21 protein-coding genes are annotated in these 20,285 nt (G+C 69.3%); 16 read left to right on the top strand and 5 right to left on the bottom strand.

Annotated features, from left to right (window positions below):
- Nucleotides 1-7 precede the first annotated feature (7 nt).
- Entirely contained in the window at nt 8-421 is a 414-nt protein-coding gene (speD, locus tag BLR05_RS06795) for an adenosylmethionine decarboxylase (protein ID WP_092833044.1), read from the bottom strand.
- Between the two features lie 106 nt (nt 422-527).
- On the opposite strand from speD, the gene tkt reads away from it, so the two are divergent.
- The 5 genes from tkt (at nt 528) to BLR05_RS06775 (ending at nt 5,473) form a co-directional block, all read left to right on the top strand.
- Nucleotides 528-2,618, top strand: coding sequence for a transketolase (gene tkt / locus BLR05_RS06790; protein WP_092833043.1), 2,091 nt, complete (start codon nt 528-530; stop codon nt 2,616-2,618).
- Between the two features lie 30 nt (nt 2,619-2,648).
- On the top strand, nt 2,649-3,116 hold the full coding sequence (locus BLR05_RS25765; protein ID WP_143015870.1) for a hypothetical protein: 468 nt from the start codon (nt 2,649-2,651) through the stop codon (nt 3,114-3,116).
- Between the two features lie 99 nt (nt 3,117-3,215).
- Nucleotides 3,216-3,911, top strand: coding sequence for a hypothetical protein (locus tag BLR05_RS25760; RefSeq protein ID WP_143015869.1), 696 nt, complete (start codon nt 3,216-3,218; stop codon nt 3,909-3,911).
- A 52-nt stretch (nt 3,912-3,963) separates the two neighbouring features.
- Complete coding sequence (gene gap / locus BLR05_RS06780) at nt 3,964-4,965, top strand: type I glyceraldehyde-3-phosphate dehydrogenase (RefSeq protein ID WP_092833041.1); 1,002 nt, start codon at nt 3,964-3,966, stop codon at nt 4,963-4,965.
- Between the two features lie 136 nt (nt 4,966-5,101).
- Nucleotides 5,102-5,473, top strand: a complete 372-nt coding sequence (locus tag BLR05_RS06775) for a tRNA-binding protein (protein WP_092833040.1) — start codon at nt 5,102-5,104, stop codon at nt 5,471-5,473.
- A 33-nt stretch (nt 5,474-5,506) separates the two neighbouring features.
- Here the strand turns inward: BLR05_RS06775 and BLR05_RS06770 are convergent, their stop codons facing one another.
- The gene (locus tag BLR05_RS06770; RefSeq protein ID WP_092833039.1) at nt 5,507-6,493 is read right to left on the bottom strand and encodes a tripartite tricarboxylate transporter substrate binding protein; all 987 of its coding nucleotides are present in this window, start codon (nt 6,491-6,493) and stop codon (nt 5,507-5,509) included.
- 5 nt (nt 6,494-6,498) lie between these two features.
- Entirely contained in the window at nt 6,499-7,677 is a 1,179-nt protein-coding gene (locus BLR05_RS06765) for a M20 aminoacylase family protein (RefSeq protein ID WP_192883956.1), read from the bottom strand.
- Nucleotides 7,678-8,036: 359 nt separating this feature from the next.
- Here BLR05_RS06765 and BLR05_RS06760 point away from each other — a divergent pair, with 359 nt between their 5' ends.
- The 5 genes from BLR05_RS06760 (at nt 8,037) to BLR05_RS06740 (ending at nt 12,413) form a co-directional block, all read left to right on the top strand.
- A complete protein-coding gene (locus BLR05_RS06760) occupies nt 8,037-8,549 on the top strand; it encodes a DUF4398 domain-containing protein (protein WP_092833037.1) in 513 nt (170 codons plus the stop codon).
- Nucleotides 8,550-8,589: 40 nt separating this feature from the next.
- Entirely contained in the window at nt 8,590-9,480 is an 891-nt protein-coding gene (locus BLR05_RS06755) for an OmpA family protein (RefSeq protein ID WP_092833036.1), read from the top strand.
- 97 nt (nt 9,481-9,577) lie between these two features.
- Nucleotides 9,578-10,117, top strand: a complete 540-nt coding sequence (locus BLR05_RS06750) for a DUF924 family protein (RefSeq protein WP_092833035.1) — start codon at nt 9,578-9,580, stop codon at nt 10,115-10,117.
- Nucleotides 10,118-10,206: 89 nt separating this feature from the next.
- Entirely contained in the window at nt 10,207-11,511 is a 1,305-nt protein-coding gene (locus tag BLR05_RS06745; RefSeq protein WP_092833034.1) for a putative DNA modification/repair radical SAM protein, read from the top strand.
- Nucleotides 11,508-12,413, top strand: coding sequence for a TIGR03915 family putative DNA repair protein (locus tag BLR05_RS06740; RefSeq protein WP_092833033.1), 906 nt, complete (start codon nt 11,508-11,510; stop codon nt 12,411-12,413). The genes BLR05_RS06745 and BLR05_RS06740 overlap by 4 nt, the downstream gene beginning before the upstream one ends.
- Nucleotides 12,414-12,470: 57 nt before the next feature.
- Here the strand turns inward: BLR05_RS06740 and BLR05_RS06735 are convergent, their stop codons facing one another.
- Nucleotides 12,471-12,818, bottom strand: coding sequence for an HPF/RaiA family ribosome-associated protein (locus BLR05_RS06735; RefSeq protein WP_092833032.1), 348 nt, complete (start codon nt 12,816-12,818; stop codon nt 12,471-12,473).
- Between the two features lie 216 nt (nt 12,819-13,034).
- On the opposite strand from BLR05_RS06735, the gene BLR05_RS06730 reads away from it, so the two are divergent.
- The 6 genes from BLR05_RS06730 (at nt 13,035) to BLR05_RS06705 (ending at nt 19,713) form a co-directional block, all read left to right on the top strand.
- Nucleotides 13,035-13,958, top strand: coding sequence for a gamma-glutamyl-gamma-aminobutyrate hydrolase family protein (locus BLR05_RS06730; protein WP_092833031.1), 924 nt, complete (start codon nt 13,035-13,037; stop codon nt 13,956-13,958).
- A gap of 258 nt (nt 13,959-14,216) precedes the next feature.
- Entirely contained in the window at nt 14,217-14,834 is a 618-nt protein-coding gene (locus BLR05_RS06725) for a Csu type fimbrial protein (protein ID WP_092833030.1), read from the top strand.
- A 44-nt stretch (nt 14,835-14,878) separates the two neighbouring features.
- Nucleotides 14,879-15,466: a spore coat protein U domain-containing protein gene (locus BLR05_RS06720; RefSeq protein ID WP_092833029.1), complete on the top strand. Its 588-nt coding sequence runs from the start codon at nt 14,879-14,881 to the stop codon at nt 15,464-15,466.
- A 53-nt stretch (nt 15,467-15,519) separates the two neighbouring features.
- Nucleotides 15,520-16,332, top strand: coding sequence for a fimbrial biogenesis chaperone (locus BLR05_RS06715; protein ID WP_225979018.1), 813 nt, complete (start codon nt 15,520-15,522; stop codon nt 16,330-16,332).
- The gene (locus tag BLR05_RS06710; RefSeq protein WP_092833027.1) at nt 16,319-18,742 is read left to right on the top strand and encodes a fimbria/pilus outer membrane usher protein; all 2,424 of its coding nucleotides are present in this window, start codon (nt 16,319-16,321) and stop codon (nt 18,740-18,742) included. The genes BLR05_RS06715 and BLR05_RS06710 overlap by 14 nt, the downstream gene beginning before the upstream one ends.
- Nucleotides 18,739-19,713, top strand: coding sequence for a Csu type fimbrial protein (locus BLR05_RS06705; RefSeq protein ID WP_092833026.1), 975 nt, complete (start codon nt 18,739-18,741; stop codon nt 19,711-19,713). Before BLR05_RS06710 ends, BLR05_RS06705 begins: the two co-directional genes overlap by 4 nt.
- A 6-nt stretch (nt 19,714-19,719) precedes the next feature.
- Here BLR05_RS06705 and BLR05_RS06700 read toward each other — a convergent pair whose 3' ends face one another.
- Entirely contained in the window at nt 19,720-20,190 is a 471-nt protein-coding gene (locus tag BLR05_RS06700) for an FKBP-type peptidyl-prolyl cis-trans isomerase (protein WP_013596881.1), read from the bottom strand.
- Nucleotides 20,191-20,285 lie beyond the last annotated feature (95 nt).

Raw genomic sequence — 20,285 nt, 5'->3', positions numbered from 1 at the left:
GCAGGAATCATGGAGCGGAAGCCCGCGCGCCATCACCATCATCATCGGTGGCCGCTCCGCGGTGCAGCGCGTGCCGATGCACCGCGGCGGGCTCGAACAGGGCGAGCAACGCGTCCAGCAGCGTCCGGGCCTGGGCGGAATGGTCGGCACCGAAATTGCACACGTACACGTCGAGCGTGACGGCGGCTTGCTCGGGCCAGGTGTGGATACACAGGTGCGACTCGGCCAGCAGCACGGTGGCGGTGACGCCGCCCGGCCCGTGCGCGGTGGCAGGGAAGGAATGGAACAGCCGGCCCACCGCCTGCAGGCCGGCGGCGCGCACGGCCTGCAGGCAGGCTTCGCCCAGCGCATCGGCATCGAGCAGCCAGCGCCGTGCGCAGCGGCAGCCATGGAGATCGGCGGTGAGGTGCAGGCCTTGCATGGCCCGCACTGTAGTGCAGGGCTCGGACTTCCCGTGGGCAAGGCCGGGGGTGGCCCGGTAAAATGCGCGGTTTTCCCCTCCCCAGCCCCTTCCGGAGCCGCCCCTGATGGCCAATTCTCAACAGATGGCGAATGCGATCCGCGCACTCGCAATGGATGCAGTTCAACAGGCCAATTCCGGCCATCCCGGCGCCCCGATGGGCATGGCCGACATGGCCGTCGCGCTGTGGTCCCGCCACCTCCGCCACAACCCCGCCAACCCGCAGTGGGCCGACCGCGACCGCTTCGTGCTCTCCAACGGCCACGGCTCCATGCTGCTGTACGCGCTGCTGCACCTCACGGGCTACGACCTGCCGATCGAAGAGCTGAAGAACTTCCGCCAGCTGCACAGCAAGACGGCCGGCCACCCCGAATACGGCATCACCCCCGGCGTCGAGACGACCACCGGCCCGCTGGGCCAGGGCATCACCAACGCCGTGGGCTTCGCGCTGGCCGAGAAGCTGCTGGCCCGCGAGTTCAACCGCAAGAACGGCGACGTGGACCACACCATCGTGGACCACCACACCTACGTGTTCCTCGGCGACGGCTGCCTCATGGAAGGCATCAGCCAGGAGGCGATCTCGCTGGCCGGCGCCTGGAAGCTGGGCAAGCTGATCGCGCTCTACGACGACAACGGCATCTCGATCGACGGCCAGGTCGCGCCCTGGTTCCTGGACGACACGCCGGGCCGCTTCCGCGCGAGCGGCTGGAACGTGATCGGCCCGGTCGACGGCCATGACGTGGAGGCCGTGGCCGCCGCCGTGCAGAGCGCCAAGACCAGCATCGACAAGCCCACCCTGATCGTCTGCAAGACCGCCATCGGCAAGGGCTCGCCCAACCGCGCGGGCACCTCCAAGGCCCACGGCGAACCGCTGGGCGCCGACGAGATCACGCTGACGCGCAACGCCATCGGCTGGAGCCACGTGCCGTTCGAGATCCCGGCCGAGGTGTATGCCGACTGGAACGCCAAGGACGCCGGCGCACAGGCCGAGTCCGACTGGCAGCAGCGCTTCGACGCCTACGCCGCCGCGTACCCCGAGCTGGCCGCCGAATTCCTGCGCCGCATGGCGGGCGACCTGCCCAAGCATTTCGCCCAGACCGCGGTGGACACCGTGGTGAACGCCCACACCAAGGCCGAGACCGTGGCGAGCCGCAAGGCCAGCCAGCTCGCGCTGGAAGCGTTCACGGCCGCACTGCCCGAGCTGCTCGGCGGCAGCGCCGACCTGACGGGCTCCAACCTCACCAACACCAAGAGCACGCCCGCGCTGCGCTTCGACGAGCAGGGCGACGTGGTGCAGGTGGAAGTCAACACCGGCGGCGCGGAAACCGCCAAGCTGGGCGGCCGCCACATCAACTACGGCGTGCGCGAGTTCGGCATGGCCGCGATCATGAACGGCATCGCGCTACACGGCGGCTTCATCCCCTACGGCGGCACCTTCCTCACGTTCAGCGACTACAGCCGCAACGCCATCCGCATGGCCGCGCTCATGAAGCTGCGCGTGGTGCACGTGTTCACGCACGATTCCATCGGCCTGGGCGAGGACGGCCCCACCCACCAGTCGATCGAGCATGCCGCCAGCCTGCGCCTGATCCCGGGCCTGGACGTCTGGCGCCCCGCCGACACGGCCGAGACCGCCGTGGCCTGGAGCGTGGCCCTGTCCAACCGCAACAGTCCCACCGCCCTGCTGCTGTCGCGCCAGAACCTCGCCTATGCGGCCAAGCGCGACCTGGGCGACATCTCGCGCGGCGCCTACGTGCTAAGCGAGCCGGCCGACGCAGGCATCAAGAAAAAGGCCCAGGCGGTCATCATCGCCACCGGCTCCGAAGTGCAGCTGGCCCTGGCCGCGCAGAAGCTGCTGGCCGAGAAGAAGATCGCCGTGCGCGTGGTCTCCATGCCCAGCACCACCACCTTCGACCGCGAAGACGCAAAATACAAGACCAGCGTGCTGCCGGCCGGCGTGCCGCGCATCGCCGTGGAAATGGGCGTGACCGACGGCTGGTGGAAGTACGGCTGCGCCGCCGTGGTCGGCATCGACACCTTCGGCGAGTCGGCCCCGGCCCCGGTGCTGTTCAGGCACTTCGGCTTCACGCCGGAGAACGTGGCCAATTCCGTGATGGTGGCGATCGGCGCAGCGCGACTGAAGAAGTCGGCCCGTTGACGCTACAGCACAGCGTCAAAGAATCCCCCGATGAAAATGGAATCCAGCCAAGTGATCAAGTCGCTGTTTTTCATCGCGGCGGGGGGAGGCTGTATCGCTGTGCTGTTCTTTATTTTTGCATGGTCAACCTTCGAAGTTAACGACATCGACCGCGCATCCATCACTTATCGACTCGCCGCTCCTCAATCTCTGCAGTCGGTGGAGTTGGTCGGCGAGTGCAGACAACCAAAGGTCCACTGGAAGGGCCGGGATGGCGAAAGCAGTCCGTTCAGCTCCCTGACATACGGAAGCTCGTTATCTGCCGACGAGATATTGCATTTTTACCGCACAGCCTTTGAGAAAAATTTATGCGAACCTGACTATTCAGCCACTGCTCCGGCATCGAAGAATCTTCTTAGCATGAGTTGCAAGAACTCAGAATTCCTCTCGGTTAAGGTCTTTGTGGACAAAGTGGCTGCTTGCAGAGAAGTCTCCATTGACTTCATCGAGAACTACTGAATCTATTGAATGCAATGAGTGAACGCAGGCATGTAATTGATGGCGAAGAAGCCATAGCCAAAGATTATGGACTCGTTTATACGTGCAGATCTGGGCCATATGAATCCGACGTCTAGTCGACCTCATACCGGCGCATCTTCGCTTTGGAAAGAAATCAATGCAGGCGGACCCGATGTAAGGCAATGTTTAGGCACTCACCGACAGATATGCACCCAGCCTTCCAATACCCATCGTTTTCCTGCAGTGACGTTTGCAGACGGTAAAGCGACGGGATTCAAGTTGGCATATCAGCAGGACATGCAAAAAAGAAAATTTGGCATGACTGCATCATCTCGGATCAAGAGAGAATATATCATTCGACATGGTTTGTCCATCTCAGAAATAAAATCGATTGCCTTGACGATTTTCATGGAAGTCAGCCTGGAATTTGAAGCATATCAAGAATTTTTTCCCAAATTCATTACCGATAGCGGTTTTAGCCAAGAAGACCTGGTCTCGAATCTGATCGGTTTCCATATCGCCGTCGGAACGGTGACCAAAAGCCAGGTCCTTGCTATGGCCAAACCCGTCTCCAAAACCACGGCGCTGTCCATCTGGGACCGGAACGGCTCTGTCGGTAGCAACAAAAACAGGGGGTTCAAACCCCTCTTCAGCCCCGATACCTGGGCGATCACCGAGAAGGCCTGTGTCGATGAATGTGCTGGAATCGTGCCTCGCGTGCCGGACTTTCTGAACAGCATCAGCCCCGCCAAAAAGGGCGAACTCTTCATGAACAACGTGTTGGGCAGCTCCTGATCCCCCTTTCTCGTCAGATTTCGTCAACTTCCATTTCACAAAGGGTAAGACCATGACCATCAAGATCGGTATCAACGGCTTCGGCCGCATCGGCCGCAACGTGCTGCGCTCGGCCGTGCAGAACTTCAGCGACATCGAAGTCGTGGGCATCAACGACCTGCTGGAGCCCGACTACCTGGCCTACATGCTGCAGTACGACTCGGTGCACGGCCGCTTCGAGGGCACCGTGTCGGTCGAGGGCAACACGCTGGTGGTGAACGGCAAGAAGATCCGCCTCACGCAGGAACGCGACCCGGCCAACCTGAAGTGGGGCGAGATCGGCGCCGACGTGGTGATCGAGTCCACCGGCCTGTTCCTCGACAAGACGACGGCCCAGAAGCACCTGGACGCGGGCGCGAAGAAGGTCGTGCTGTCGGCGCCGTCGAAGGACGACACGCCGATGTTCGTCTATGGCGTGAACCACGACACGTACGCCGGCCAGGCGATCGTCTCCAACGCCTCGTGCACCACGAACTGCCTGGCCCCCGTGGCCAAGGTGCTCAACGACAAGTGGGGCATCAAGCGCGGCCTGATGACCACGGTGCACGCCGCCACGGCCACGCAGAAGACGGTGGACGGCCCCTCCAACAAGGACTGGCGCGGCGGCCGCGGCATCCTGGAGAACATCATTCCCTCCTCCACCGGCGCCGCCAAGGCCGTGGGCGTGGTGATTCCCGCGCTGAACAAGAAGCTGACCGGCATGTCCTTCCGCGTGCCCACCTCCGACGTGTCGGTGGTGGACCTGACGGTGGAACTGGAGAAGGCCGCCACGTACGAAGAGATCAAGGCCGAGATGAAGGCCCAGTCCGAAGGCGCCCTGAAGGGCGTGCTGGGCTACACGGAAGACAAGGTGGTGGCCACCGACTTCCGCGGTGACGCCCGCACCTCGATCTTCGACGCCGACGCCGGCATCGCGCTGGACGGTACCTTCGTGAAGGTCGTCTCCTGGTACGACAACGAGTGGGGCTACTCCAACAAGTGCCTGGAAATGGTGCGCGTGGTCGCGGCCAAGTAATTCGCCTCCCGCACGGGACGACGACAAAGCCAGAGCCGCTGCCGGTTCTGGCTTTTTTTGCGCCTGCGGCAGCGGGTGGCCGCAGCACAGGCGTTGCGCGACATTTCCCGCGCACCCGGCAGGGCACCATGCCGGCATGACCGATTTCGACGACGCCCCCGACACCCCCCTGCCTCCGATCGCCTGGGACGACTTTGCCCGGGTGGAACTGCGCGCCGGCCGCATCGTGGCTGCCGAGCCGTTCCCCCAGGCCCGCAAGCCGGCCTACATCCTGCACGTCGATTTCGGCCCCGCGCTGGGCGTGCGCAAATCGAGCGCCCAGATCACGGCGCTCTACACGCCCGAGACGCTGGTCGGCCGGCAGGTCGTGGCGGTGCTGAACTTCCCGCCCAGGCAGATCGGTCCGATCCGCTCGGAATGCCTGGTCACCGGCTTTCCCGATGCCGATGGCCACGTGGTGCTGTGCACGCCCGCGCAGGAGGTGCCCCTGGGGGCACGGCTGTTCTGACCGGGCCGCGGCGGCAGCGCGGGCCCTGCGCGACTACTCGATGCGCACGCCCGCCGCCTGCACGATGCGCCCGGCGGCCGCAGCGTCGTCCCGGAGCAGTTGCTGGAAGTCGGCGGCGGGCAGGGTGCCGGCCTCCACGCCCACGCGCGCCAGGCGCTCCTGCACGACCGGATCGGCCAGCACCTTGCGCACGGCGGCATTGATGCGCTCCACTTCGGCCGTCGGCGTGCCGGCCGGCGCCAGCAGGCCGAGCCAGGAGTCGAACGCATACCCCGGCAGGCCGGACTCGGCCACGGTGGGCAGGTCGGGCAAGAAGCGCGAGCGGGCCGTGCCGGAATAGGCCAGCAGCTTCACGCGCGGATCGCTGCGCAGGGGCAGCATGCCGATGGTCGCGCCCGTCACCACCTGCACGCGGCCGGCCAGCAGTTCGGTGGTGGCGTCGCCCGTGGACTTGAACGGAATGTGCTGCAGTTGCACGCCCGCCTGCGCCGCCAGCGATGCGGTGGCGAGGTGCGATGCGCTGCCGTTGCCGGCCGATGCGTAGTTCAGTACGCCGGGCTGCGCCCGGGCCTTCGCGATCAGATCCGCGATGGAGGTGATGCCCGAGGATGCCGGCACTCCCACCACGTAGCCGGTGCGGCCCAGGAACGACACGCCCACGAAGTCCTTCACCGGATCGTAGGGCAGCCGGGCATAGAGATGGCTGGCCAGGTGGTGGCTCGCGGCTGCGAGCACCAGGGTGTTGCCGTCCGGCGCTGCCCGGGCGACCTGGGCCGTGCCCACGGTGCCGCCCGCGCCCGCGCGGTTGTCCACGATCACGGTGGCGCCGAGCGCCTGGCCGAGTTCGTTGCTGAAGGTGCGGGCCACCGTGTCCTGCGTGGCGCCGGCGCCGAAGGGCACGACGATGCGGATCACGCGCTCGGCATGTGCGGTGCCGGACAGGGCCGCCAGCGCGGTGGCGGCGGCCGCCGCGGCCAGCAGGCGGCGGCGTTGCGAAGGAAAGCAGAAGAGAAAGGCCATGGCGTTCAGGTCCGGTCGGGATGGAGCCACCGTTCGGCCAGCCGCACGAAGTAGCGGGCGCCGGTGGCGAGGATGCCGTCGTTGAAATCGAACGAGCGGTTGTGGATCAGGCACGGCCCGTCGCCATGCCCCGGCAGGCGGTGGTCGCCGGGGCCGTTGCCGATGAACGCGTAGCAGCCGGGGCGCACGCGCAGCATGTGGGCGAAGTCCTCGGCGGCCAGCACGGGCGGGAACGCGTCGTCCACCGCATCCGGTCCCGCGATCTCGCGCATCACCTCCGCAGCGAAGGCGGCCTCTGCCGGGTGGTTGACGAGCGGAGGCGACGCACGCGTGAACCGCACCTCGGCCGTGCAGCCGTGCGCCAGCGCCGTGTGCTCCGCCTGGCGGCGCAGCGCCGCCTCGATGCGGTCGAGCGCTTCGACCGAGAAGGTACGCACCGTGCCGCCGACCCAGGCCGTGTCGGGAATGACGTTGGGGGCATCGGAGCCCTGGATCTGCGTGACCGCGAGCAGCGCCCGGTCGCGCCCGTCCACGTGCCGCGCCACCAGGGTCTGCAGTTGCTGGGCGAGATCGATGGTGGCGGCCACCGGGTCGATGCCGGTGTGCGGCTGCGAGGCATGGGCCCCGCGCCCCGCGACGGTGACGCGCCAGGTGTTGCTCGACGCCATGAGCGCGCCGCCGTTGAGGGCGAACGCGCCCACGCGCTCGAGCGCGAAGTTGTGCAGCGCGAAGACGGCGTCGCACGGAAAGCGCTCGAAGAGGCCTTCCTCGATCATGCGGCGCGCGCCGGCCTTGCCCATCTCCTCGGCGGGCTGGAAGACCAGGTGGACGGTGCCCGCGAAATCGCGCGTGCGGGCCAGGTGCCAGGCGGCCGCCAGCAGCATGGTGGTGTGGCCGTCGTGCCCGCAGGCGTGCATGCGACCGGCATGGACCGAGCGGTGGGCGAAGCGGTTCTCCTCGTCCAGCGGCAGCGCATCCATGTCGGCGCGCAGCCCGATGGTGCGCGAGTTCGCGTGGCGGCCGCGCAGCACCCCCACCACGCCGGTGCCGGCGATGCCCTCGTGCACCTCGTCGGCGCCCCATTCGCGCAGCCGCGCAGCCACGACCGCCGCGGTGCGGTGTTCTTCGAAGCCCAGTTCGGGATGGGCGTGCAGGTCGCGCCGCAAGGCCACGAACGCGGCCATGTCGGCAAAACTTTCATCGAGGGGGATCGGCAAGGCGGGCGTCTCCGGTCCGGGACACGCCGCCATGCGCGAAGGACCGGCTGCGCGCATGCTCGGCGACCGCGCAGCGCAGGGTCGGCGTGTCGTCGGGGAAAAACCCCTGATTCTCGAAAGACACGGACGTCCGGCCAACTGCGGAAAACGCATAAACAAAAGCGTTTTCCGATCTCCAGGGGCGCAGGCGACCGTAAGAAACGGCCCACGGTGCCTGCTGCGCTACACCTACGCAGCCGGCCGGGGTAGCTGCCAACAATTGGAAACTTTCCTTACCGTCGCGCTCACCGCCTCCGGTATTCGCCCCCATTCAAAGGAGTTCCGCCATGCAGACTGCCACCCTTCTTCGCACCGCCACGGCCGTTCTGGCTCTGGGAGCGCTTGCGGCATGCTCGTCCACGCCACCCCCGACCGACCAGATGGCCGTGACCCGCACCACGGTCAACCGCGTGGCCGGCGAGCCGCAGGTCGCGGCCAATGCACCCGTGGAGCTCCAGCGGGCCCGTGACAAGCTGGTGGCGGCCGAGAAGGCCATGACCGACAAACAGTACGACATGGCCCGCCGCTACGCCGCCGAGGCGGAAGCGGATGCCCGCGTCGCGGAGACCAAGGCCGACGCCGCCAACAACGCCGCCACGCTGCAGCAGGTGCGCACCAGCATCCAGTCGCTCCAGTCGGAAATCACGCGGCGCGATCCCGCACCCGCAGTCGCCCCCGGCGCCATGACAGCCCCGATGCCTGCGCCCATGCCGGCGCCTGCGATCGCGCCCCGGCCGGCCGCCAACCCCACCGCCGTGCCCGGCATGCCGGTGCCCCCTGCCCCGGCTCCCGCCCGTTGAGCCCAGACCCGAATTGACACCCGACAGGGAGAACCAAACCATGCGCAATACCCTCCGCCGCTCCACCGCCCTCGCCGCTGTGCTCGTCTCCGCAGGACTCCTGGCTGCCTGCGCGACGCGTGCCCCGCTCGATTCGGTCGAAACCGCCCGCATCGCCGTCAACCGTGCCGCCAATGACCCGGCCGTCGTGCAGAACGCCCCGCTGGAACTGAAGGCCGCGACCGACACGCTGGCCCGTGCGGACCGCGTCTGGAGCGACAAGAACGATGCAGCCGAAGCCAACCACCTCGCCTATCTCGCCACCCAGCGCGCCGACATCGCCTCCAACGTGGCCCGTTCGCGGGTGCTGGATGCCGACATCAAGAAGGCAGGTACCGATGCCGAGCGCCTGCGCCTGACCAGCGAAGCCGACCGGGCCCGCATGCAGGCCGAGGCCAACGCCCGCAGCGCCCAGCAGGCGCAGCTGCAGGCCGCGAGCGCCGAACAGCGCGCCGCGGACAATGCCGCCCGCGTCCGCGCGCTGGAAGCGCAACTTCGCGACATCGAGGCGCAGCAGACCGAGCGCGGCCTGCTGGTGACGCTGGGCGATGTGCTGTTCGCCTTCAACAAGGCCGAGCTGTCCGCACAGGCCGGACCGCGGCTGGACAAGCTGGCGAACTTCCTGCGCCAGTTCCCGGACCGCAAGCTCATCATCGAAGGCCATACCGACAGCGTGGGCGGCGACGCCTACAACCAGAGCCTGTCGGAGCGCCGTGCGCAGGCCGTGCAGAGTGCGCTGGTGCAGCGCGGCGTCGCACCGGACCGCATCGCCGCCCGCGGGTACGGCAAGACCTATCCCGTGGCCGACAACAGCTCGCCCGAAGGCCGCGCCATGAACCGGCGCGTGGAAATCGTCATCGCCGACGACAAGGGCAACCTGCGGGGCCGTTGATCCCCGATCGGTCCCGGCCCTGCCGGCGCTTGCGCGCCGGCAGGGCTTTTTTTGCGGCGCGGCGCTGCGCGGCGCCGCGCTGCCCGATACTGTCTCCATGACTGCCCAGGACGTACTGCATTTCTGGTTTGAGGAAACCACTCCCGATCTCTGGTTCCGCAAGGATGACGCCTTCGATGCGGCCATCCGGGCGCGCTTCGGCGCCCTGCATGCCCGCGCGGCGCTGGGCGAGCTATGGGAATGGCGCGCGGATGCCTCAGGGCGCCTGTCCGAGGTGATCGTGCTCGACCAGTTCTCGCGCAACCTGCTGCGCGGGAGGGCAGAGTCGTTCGCGCAGGACGGCATGGCCCTGGCGCTCGCCCAGGAGGCCGTTGCACGGGGCCTGGACGCCGACCTGCCGCCGCCCCGGCGCGCATTCCTGTACATGCCGTTCATGCACAGCGAGTCGGCGCGCATCCAGGCGGAATCCGTGCGGCTCTTCACCGTGCTGGGGCAGCCGAACAACCTGGACTTCGCGCTGCAGCACCAGGCGATCGTGGATCGCTTCGGCCGGTTTCCGCACCGCAACACGGTGCTGGGCCGCGAGACCACGGCGGAAGAAGCGCTGTTCCTGCAGCAGCCCGGCAGCTCCTTCTGACGCACCGGCCCTGTATGCCGCCGCGGTAAAAGGCGCGCACCCGAAATGGGCTTTGGGCATTTCTGCAGCAGATACTGTAAATTAATACAGTGTCCACCCTGTCCAAGCTCGCCATCCTCGCGGACGCCGCCAAATACGACGCATCGTGCGCCTCCAGCGGCACGTCGGCGCGCAACTCCGTGGGCGGCAAGGGCATCGGGTCGACCGAGGGCATGGGCATCTGCCACAGCTACGCGCCCGACGGGCGGTGCATTTCGCTGCTCAAGATCCTGCTCACCAATTACTGCCAGTACGACTGCCTCTATTGCGTGAACCGCGTGAGCAGCAACGTGGCCCGCGCCCGCTTCTCGGTGCAGGAGGTGGTGGATCTCACGCTGGACTTCTATCGCCGCAACTGCATCGAGGGGCTGTTCCTCTCCAGCGGCATCATCCAGAACCCCGACTACACCATGGAGCGCGTGGTGGAAGTGGCCCGGGCGCTGCGCGAAGACCACGATTTCCGTGGATACATCCACCTCAAGACCATTCCGGACGCCGCCCCCGAACTGCTGGAGCGCGCAGGCCGCTACGCCGACCGGCTGAGCATCAACATCGAACTGCCCACGTCCGAGGGCCTGGCCACGCTGGCGCCCGAGAAGGACGGTGCCGCCATCCAGCGCTCCATGGGCCGCCTGGCGGTGCACATCGACGAAGCACGGCAGGCACGGGCGCAGCAGCAGGGGCCGCGCGCCGGCACGGAGCGCATCGTCTCCCTGCCCGGACGCGCCCGGCGGGCCGAGGCGCCTCGCTTCGCGCCGGGCGGGCAAAGCACGCAGATGATCGTGGGCGCGGACGGCGCGGACGACCGCACCATCCTGGCCACGAGCGCACGGCTCTACGGAGGTTTCGGCCTGCGCCGCGTGTACTACTCCGCCTTCAGCCCCATTCCCGATGCCTCGCGCGCCCTGCCCCTGTCCGCTCCGCCGCTGGTGCGCGAACACCGGCTCTACCAGGCCGACTGGCTCATGCGCTTCTACGGGTTCACGCACGACGAGATCGTTCCGCCGGTGCCGCAAGGCGACGGCACGGGCGGCATGCTGTCGCTGGACATGGACCCCAAGCTCGCCTGGGCCGTGGCGCACCCGGAGCACTTCCCCGTGGACCTCAACACCGCCGCGCGCGAACGGCTGCTGCGCGTGCCCGGCCTGGGCGTGCGCACGGTGGAGCGCCTGCTGGCTGCCCGCCGCGTGCGCCGGCTGGGCCATGCCGATCTGGGACGGCTGCACGTGCCGCTGTCCCGCGTGCTGCCCTTCGTCTGCGTGGCCGATCACCGCCCTGCCGACCGGCTGCGCGACCCGGCGCGCCTGCGTTCATGGCTGGCGCCGCAACCCACGCAGGCGCGCCTGTTCGCATGAGCTCCGGCAGCGCAGTGCATTCCGTGATCTGCATGCAGCATCCTGCCGACTGGCAGGGTTTCCGGGCAGGCGCGCGCGCCTGCCTGCAAGCCGGGATGGCGCCGGACCAGGTGGCCTGGCAGGTCGCCGGCGCAGCGGAAGGCGATCTTTTCAGTGCGGCGGATGGCCCGCCCGCAGCCGGCGGCACGCATGGCGCCGCGCCATGCCCCGGGCCGGACGGTGCAGGGGGTGCGGTTGGCACGCCGGTGCACATACCGCGGGCCTTCGTTGCGCTGTGCGAGAGCGCGTGCCTGCACCAGGACCCGGCCCGCTTCGCCCTGCTCTATCGCGCGCTCTGGCGCATGGCGCACGAGCCAGCGCTGCGCCATGACCCGCTGGATGCGGACATCGCGCGCGTGCAGCGCATGGCCGCCGCCGTGCGGCGGGACATGCACAAGATGCGCGCCTTCGTGCGCTTCCGCCCGGTGGACGATGGCGGCGCCGCCCCGCTGCACGTGGCCTGGTTCGAGCCGGACCATTTCATCGTGCGGGCCAATGCCGCCTTCTTCGTGCAACGCTTCACGCAGATGCGGTGGGCGCTGCTCACGCCCGAGTGCAGTCTGCACTGGGACGGCACCACGCTGCAGACCGGACCGGCCGCCACGCGCGCGGATGCGCCCCCGGCCGATGCCGGCGAAGCACTCTGGCTGACCTATTACCGGCACACTTTCAATCCCGCGCGCCTCAAGCTGGACATGATGCGGCGCGAGATGCCGGTGCGCTACTGGAAGAATCTGCCGGAGGCTGCGCTGATCGGCGAACTGGCGCAGGACGCGGCCGAACGCAGCGGGCGAATGGTCGAGGCGCCGGCCACGGTACCCCGCCGGCGCATCGCGCACGGCCGTTCCGGGCACGGCACCTGACGCAGCCAGCCGCCGCCCCGCACACTGCTGCGGCGGGGGAAGGGGCCGCGCCGGCCCTTACTCCGTGGCGGTGCGGATGGTCTCGCGCCCGTTCTTGTCCTTCAGCCGGCCCAGGTCGGTATCGATGGCGCGGGCCAGCTTTTCCACGGCCGCCATGAAGGCATCGGCGACCTTGTCGGCATCGGCGTTCACGGCGATCGGCTGGCGGCCGGCGAGCCGCGCCTCGGCCACGCAGCGCTTGTCGCCTCCGCCGGACTTGCCGGCATCGAGGTCCGAAAGATGCACTTCCACCCGGGTCAGATGGTCCCGGAAGCGCGCCAGCCGGCTGGCGGTTTCGGACTGGACCCACTGGACGAGCGACTCGCCGCCCTGGATGTATTCGTCGTGCTGGACCTGTACTTGCATGGATGCCTCCTCGATGGGAACGAAAAAAAGTGCTGTCGTACCGAGAGTCGCGGCGCCTGCCGGAAATGCAAGAGCCGCCCTCCACGTCTGTGCTTCCAAAGGTGACGGAACACGCCATCGCTCCCGAGGTGAACCCGTGGAACACGGCGCAAAGCTCAGGAGCGCGGGCGGCGGGTTCCTACAGCAGAGTCGCGCGGGATGGGCTAAAAATCTTCCATGCTCGATGTTCCACCCTTCCGCGGCTCGACACCCGCGCGGCGCTCCGCGGCCCTTCCCGCCGCCCAGCGCCTCAAGATCGGGCTGTCCGCCTGTTTCTCGCACGCCGATCCGGCCCGGTCGCTGTTCACCAACAAGACGCTGCAATACGTCGAGCAGTCCATCGCGCACTGGATCATGTCGGCCGGCGCCATGGTCGTCATGGTGCCCTGCCCCACCGGCGAAACGGCCCGGGGCGACGTGACCCTGGCCCACTACGCCGAATGGCTGGACGGCGTCGTAATGCACGGGGGTGCCGACGTGTGGCCCGGCAGCTATGGAGAGGAGCCGTTGAAGGATGCCTGGCTCGGCGACCGCATCCGCGACCTGTACGATCTGGCCGTGGTGGAGGCCTTCGAGCAGGCCGGAAAGCCGATCTTCGGCGTGTGCAGGGGGTTGCAGCTCATCAACGTCGCCTTCGGCGGCACGCTCTACCAGGACATCGAGACACAACATCCGGGAGCCCAGCAGCACCGCAACGCCGTCACCTACGACCAGCACTTCCACGAGGTGGAGATCGTGCCCGGCACGCGGCTGTCGCAGCTGTATCCGCAGCAGCCGCGCGTGGTGGTCAACAGCATCCACCACCAGGGCATCAAGAACCTGGCACCCGGCTTCGAGATCGAGGCCTGGAGCCATCCCGACGGCGTGCCCGAGGCGATCCGCCGCAACGCCCACTCCGGGCGCGGCTACATCGCCGCCACGCAGTGGCACCCGGAGTTCTTCAAGCCGGGCGCTTCGCAGACCATGGACGACGCGCCCATCCTGCATGACTTCCTGGCAGCCTGCATCCGCGCAAAATCGCGGCCTGCGCCCGGACACAGCCCGTTCCGCATCCGCGACCGGGCGGCCCGGCTGCTGCGCCAGGCCCTCCTGCGGCGCTAGCTGGCGCCGCGCCCCGCAGCTCGGCCGTGGCGCCGCCTGTCGGCGGCGGCCGCCGCTTGCTATGGAATTCCCCCTATACACAGGCATTCCCATCGCGTCCAACATGCTGTACAACAGCACATCAGTGGTGGCTTGATCCATCCGGCGCTCCCTGCAGGGAGCGGTATTTCGGGGGGCAGGGACAAAACGCGACGGACGGCGGCTCGGCGATACGCACCGCAGCTTCCGCACCGGTTTTTTTCTGTGGAGGAGAAAACAATGGAAGCGACTTCCACCCATCCGGCGCCACCGTGGCGCCGGGCTGCGGGGCGCAAGGCCCGCAATCTGGCCGCAGCCTGCCTGCTGGCACTGGCCGCAGGCGCCGCGCCGCTCGGTGCCGCCACCCTGTCCGGCGTGCTCGGCGCGCGCATGATGCTCACATCCGGCTGCGTCATCAACGGCGGTCCGGGGACGGTGACGGGCGCGGATTTCGGCACGCTGGATTTCGGCTCGCGGCCGGCCACCTTCGTCGGCACGGCCACCGCCACGGCCAGCGGCGGCGAAGGGGGCGCCGGAGCGACGCAGATCGTGTGCTCCCCGGAAATCACCGCATTCAGCATCACCATCGATGGCGGCACGCATGCCGGACAGGGCGCGGGCATCGGCACGGGCACGCGGGCGATGTCGAACGGCAGCGCGTTTCTGCCGTACGACGTGTACCGCGATCCGGGCCACACGGTGCCCTACACCGCATCCACGGCCGTGACGGGCATCGCCGTGCCTTCCGCGGGCAATCCGTTCACCCTGCCCATCTATGGCCTGGTGAACAAGACCAACGCGGTGGCGCTCCCCGCCGGCCTCTACACCGACCAGTTGCAGGTCACGCTGACCTTCTGACACAGGGGCCGCCGGTGCCGCCGGCGGCGAGGGAGGATCCTTTCATGCGACACGCCATACGCTCCGCGGCGCGGCGCGGGCAGGCCGCCGCCTGGCCGGCGGCACTGCCCACGGCCGCTCCACTGCTGTGCTTCGCCGCGCTGCTGCCGCTGCCAGCGGCACCCGCCACGATCCCGACCACGGCGACCTTGACGGTGAACGCCGCCATCGTGCGCGGCTGCCTGGTGTCCGGCGCGCCGGGGCAGGTCACGGGCGTGAACTTCGGCACGATCGACTTCGGCACGCACTCTGCCGTCCGCACGGGCAGCGAGACGCGGCTCGCCGGCTCGGGCGCCGGGGGGCAGGCCCTGATCCAGTGCACTCCGGGCACGGCCGTGCAGGTGCAGGTGGATGCCGGGCAGAACGCGCAGGGCAGCCAGCGCAGGCTCTCCAACAGCGCAGGCGGCTACGTGCCCTACACGCTGGCGCTGGCCACGGCCCCCGCCACGGCGCTCGTCCCGAACGTACCTGCCGGACTCACGCTCGGTGCCAGCGCCGCTGCCCTGCCGTTCCAGGGCACGGCCACGTTTCCCGGTTTCGGCCTGCCGGCGGGCACCTATACCGATACGGTGCAGGTGACGCTGTCATGGTAGGTGCCGGTCCACCCTCCCCCCTGCGCAGTCCTGCCCGGAGAGCCTGCCTGCGGATGACGGCCTCGGCGGCGGCATGGCTGCCGGCGCTGCTACCGGGGCTGCAGGGAACGTCGCATGCGGCCGCCCCGCTGATGATCTGGCCCGTAGATCCCGTCATCGCGGGCGAGCAACGCGCCGTCGCCCTGTGGGTCGAGAACCGGGGCACCGAGCCGGTGGCCATGCAGGCCCGGGTGTTCGCCTGGCGCCAGGAAGAGGGCGACGACCGCTTCACGCCCCAGCAGGCCGTGGTGGCGAGCCCGCCCATCAGCCAGATCCCACCGGGGGCGCGGCAGATGGTGCGGCTGATCGCGACCCAGCCCGTTCCGCCCGGGCAGGAACAGGCCTTCCGCGTGTTGCTCGACGAATTGCCGGCGCCCCCCGCCGCCCCCGGGACTGCGCAGGGCGCATCCCCGGCAGCGCCGCCCGGGCAGTTCGGCGTGCGGCTGCAGATCCGGTATGCGATCCCGCTGTTCGTCTATGCGCCCGGCACCCTGGGCCCGCGCATGCCCGCCACCCATGCGGACCTGCTGTCCGCCCTGTCGCCGGGCAAAACGCTGGAGCCGGCCCTGCGCTGGAGCGTGGACCGCGACCCGGACGGCACGCAGCACCTCGTGGTCCACAACACGGGGGCCGGCCATGCGCGGCTCACGGCAGTGCGCTGGCAGGCCCCGGGCCGCGACGGGCCGGTCGTCACCCCGGGGCTGCTCGGCTACGTGCTGCCGCACAGCCAGCGGCGCTGGTTGCTGGACCAGCCTCCCCCCGCGAAGCCGGAACTGCTTGCCACCATCAACGGGCGCGAGGCGCCCCTGCCCCGTGCCGAGCCATGACACCGCGGGCCACCGCCCCGCCCCGACGCGAGCCCGCGGGCTGGCGGCGCTGCTGGCCTGCCTGCCCCAATGGCTGTCCGCAGGCGACCTTCCGCCGCCGCCGCCATCCGCCGCGGGCGCGTCCACGGAGACCACCGCCCTCTACCTGGAGGTGGAAGTGAACGGCAGGCCTGGGGAAGGGCTCGTTGCGGTCCGCCAGCGTGGATCGCATTTCGAGATCGATGCGGCCACGCTGCGGCGCCTGCACGTGCAGACCGACCAGCCCGACGGCACGCCCGTGGCCGTGGACATGCTGCCGGGCGTTTCCGTGGCCTACGACAGCCTCGCGCAGCGCCTGCGCATCGACGTGCCGGCGCAGTGGCTGCCGATGCAGCGGCTGGCCGGGGAATTGCAGGAGGACGTGGCCCTCTCCCGCGGAACGGGGCTGCTGATGAACTACGAGTTCTACGCCACGCGCACGCAGGGCCGCACGGCCGCGTCGCTGTGGTCGGAGCAGCGCTTTTTCGGCCTGCACGGAGTGGTTTCCCACACCGGCGTGCTGCGCCGCGTGGACGGCGGCACCGGCAACGGCTACCTGCGCTACGACACCGCCTGGACGGATATCGACGCCGGCAGTGCCACGGCCTGGACGGCGGGGGACCTGATCACCGGCGCGCTGCCCTGGACCACGCCCGTGCGCCTGGGCGGAGTGCAGTGGGCGCGCAATTTCGCCGCGCGGCCCGATCTGGTGACGTACCCGATGCCCGAGTTCGCAGGGCAGGCCACCGTGCCGTCGGCGGTGGAAGTCTTCGTCAACGGTTTCCGTGCGGGCCGGCACACCGTGCAGCCCGGACCGTTCACGCTGGGCGAGCTGCCGGCCGTGAATGGCGCCGGCATGGCGTCTGCGGTCACCACCGATGCACTGGGCCGCCAGGTGGTGACGTCCGTGCCGTTCTACGTCAGCAGCCAGTTGCTGCGGCCGGGGTGGACCGACTATTCGGTTTCGGTCGGGGCGCTGCGGCGCGGCTACGGCCTGCGCAGCTTCGCCTACGGCCGGCCGCTGGCCGCAGGCGTGCTGCGGCGCGGCTTGACCGATGCGGTCACGGTCGAGGCCCAGGCCCAGGCCGCCCGCGGCCTGGGCGTGCTGGGCGCGGGCGGGCTCGTGCGCTGGGGCACCCTGGGCGTGTTCAATGCATCGCTCACCTACGGCCGCGCGGTGCCTGGCGACACCCCCCTGTCCGACCGGCGCGGCGGCTGGCAGTGGAGCGCGGGCTACCAGTACAACACGCCACACGGCGGGGTCTCGCTGCTGGAAACGCGGCGCCTGCACGGCTTCGGAGATGCCGCGGACTATGGCGGCAGCCTGCAGCCATCGCGCCTCAGCCGACAGGTGAATGCGAGCCTGGTCGTCGGCTCCGCGTCGCTGGGCGCGGGATGGGTCGATCTGCGTGGCGCGGGCACGGAGCGCAGCCGGCTCGCCTATGCCAGCTACAGCACACCCCTCGGGCGCGACGCCTTCTTCTCCCTGACGGCGGGCCGCACCGTCGAGACCGGGGAAACCCAGGTCCGCGCCCAGCTGACGTACCTGCTCGACCCCGTGCTGACCGCGCAGGCCGCCGTGGCGCACACCGGCGGCCGGACGCAGGGGGAACTGGGACTGCAGCGCAGCCTGCCGAGCGACGGCGGCTTCGGCTGGCGCATCGCCCAGACGCGCGCCGGCGGCCCCGCCGGCGGCACGGGCGGCAACTACCGCCTTGCGAGCGCGCAATACCAGGGCCGGCACGGCATGGTGCAGGGCGGCCTCTTCGGCGCGGCCGCGGACACCACGCACTGGGCGGGCGTTTCCGGGTCACTGGGGGCCATGGATGGCTACGTGTTCGCCGCCAACCGCGTCACGGACGGCTTCGCGCTCGTATCGACGGACGGCGCGCCCGGCGTGCCGATCACGGTCAACCACCAGCCCGCGGGACGCACCGACGGCCAGGGCTACCTGCTGGTGCCCAACGTGCCGGCCTATTACCCTGCGCGCTACGCGATCGATCCGCTGTCGCTTCCGCCGGACGTGCACACGCCCGCGCTGGAACGCCGCGTGGCCGTGGCGCGGGGCACGGGCACGCTGGTGCGCATGCCGGTGCTGCGCATGCGCACGGCCACCCTGACGCTGGTGGACGCGGATGGCATGCCGCTGCCGCCGGGCAGCGCCGTCGTGCACGAGCAGGGGCAGGTGCCCACGGTCGTGGGGTGGGACGGCGTGGTCTACCTGACCGCGCTGCACACGCGCAACACGCTCGCAGTCCGCACGCCCGACGGGCGGGAATGCCGGGCCACCTTCGATGCCGCGGAGCACGCGGCGCAGCGCGACCTGCGCGTGGTCTGCCGCGAGGGCGGGGCGCCGCCCTCCACCGCCAAGGCCGCGGAGGAGACGCTGTGACCGGCGTACCACGCCCGGCACGGCCGCCGCGGGGCACCGCCCTGCCGCTGGCGGCCGTGGGCCTGCTGGCCGCCCTCTGCCGCACGGCGTCGGCCGATTGCGTGAGCAGCGAGACAGGCGGCAACCTCGGCACGGTGCCGTCGCAGCGCGTGCTCTCCGGCCCCGCCGTCACCACCACAGCGCAGTTCACACTGGGGTGCGGCGGCATCGTGCTGTCCACGCTGGGCACGCCGACGGTGCAGGCGAAATTCGTGAGCCCCACGACCGGGCTCACGCTCAAGGACGCAGCGAAGCCGGCGATTCCCTACCAGATCACCAACCTCGCGGGCGCCAGCTATACGCAGGGCGTGCTGGTGATCAATGCGAGCGGCGCGAACGTGATCGCATTGCTGAGCAACAACACCGCGTCGCTGCCCCTGCGCATCGCCATCGCGGTCGGCGCGAACGTGCCCTCCGGCACCTATACGGACACCATCACCGTGAACTGGGCCTACGCCAACATCTGCGAAGGCCTGCTCGGGGTGGGCGGCCTGTGCGTGGGCACGCCGCGCAACGGCAACGTGAACCGCCTGCTCACCGTGCAGCTGGTGGTCACGAACGACTGCACGCTGTCCGCGCCGAACGTGCAGTTCGGCTCCGCCCCGCTGCCCGCGGCCTTCGCGACGGTATCGGGCAATGTCTCGGTGGTCTGCACGCGCGGATTGTCCGTGACCGTGGGATTCGGCCCGGGAACCTATCCATCGGCCGGCCGCAGGCAGATGGCCAGCGGCGCCAACCGGCTGGCCTACGACCTGTTCCGCGCCGACGGCAGCCTCTGGGGCACGGCCGCGGGTACGCGCACGGCCGGAACCGCCCTCACGGACGGCACCACGCCCATCGTGCTGCCCTATACGGCGCGCATCTATGGCGACCAGACACCACCGCCGCCCGGGGTGTACCAGGACAACGTGGTGGTGGACGTAGAGTACTGAGCCGTATCAGTGGTGGTGGCCGTGTCCTCCATGCACATGGCGGTGGGCGACCTCGTCGGCCGTGGCGGGCCGCACTTCGGTCACCTTGCAGGAAAAGCGCAGGGCCTGGCCCGCCAGGGGGTGGTTGCCGTCCAGGTGCACCACGGGGCCCTTGATTTTCACCACATTGAAAAGCTGCGGCTGGCCATCGTCGCCGACACCGCGCAGCTGGCCGCCCACTTTCACGCCGGGCGGGAATTCGGCCTTGGGGATGGTGCGCACCAGGCTCTCGTCGCGCTCGCCGAAGGCATCCGCCACCGCCAGCTCGACCGTGGTCGCGAAGCCGGGGGCCTGGCCGTCCAGCGCTGCCTCGACCTTCGGGAACAGGTTCTCATAGCCGCCGTGCAGGTAGGCCACGTGGCCCGAATCCAGCGGCTTGCCCTCGGGACTGGTGATCTTGTAGCTCAGGGTGACGGCGGTGTCCTTGGAGATATTCATGGCGGCAGGGGCTGGCGGTACGGTGGAGTCGGAGGGAAAAGAACGTGCGCCGATTGTCACGCATCGCCGGCCGGCAGCGCCCGCCGCCGGCCCCG

Source organism: Paracidovorax cattleyae, assembly GCF_900104515.1.
GTDB lineage: Bacteria > Pseudomonadota > Gammaproteobacteria > Burkholderiales > Burkholderiaceae_C > Paracidovorax > Paracidovorax cattleyae.
This window is presented reverse-complemented; position numbering and strand designations above follow the sequence as displayed.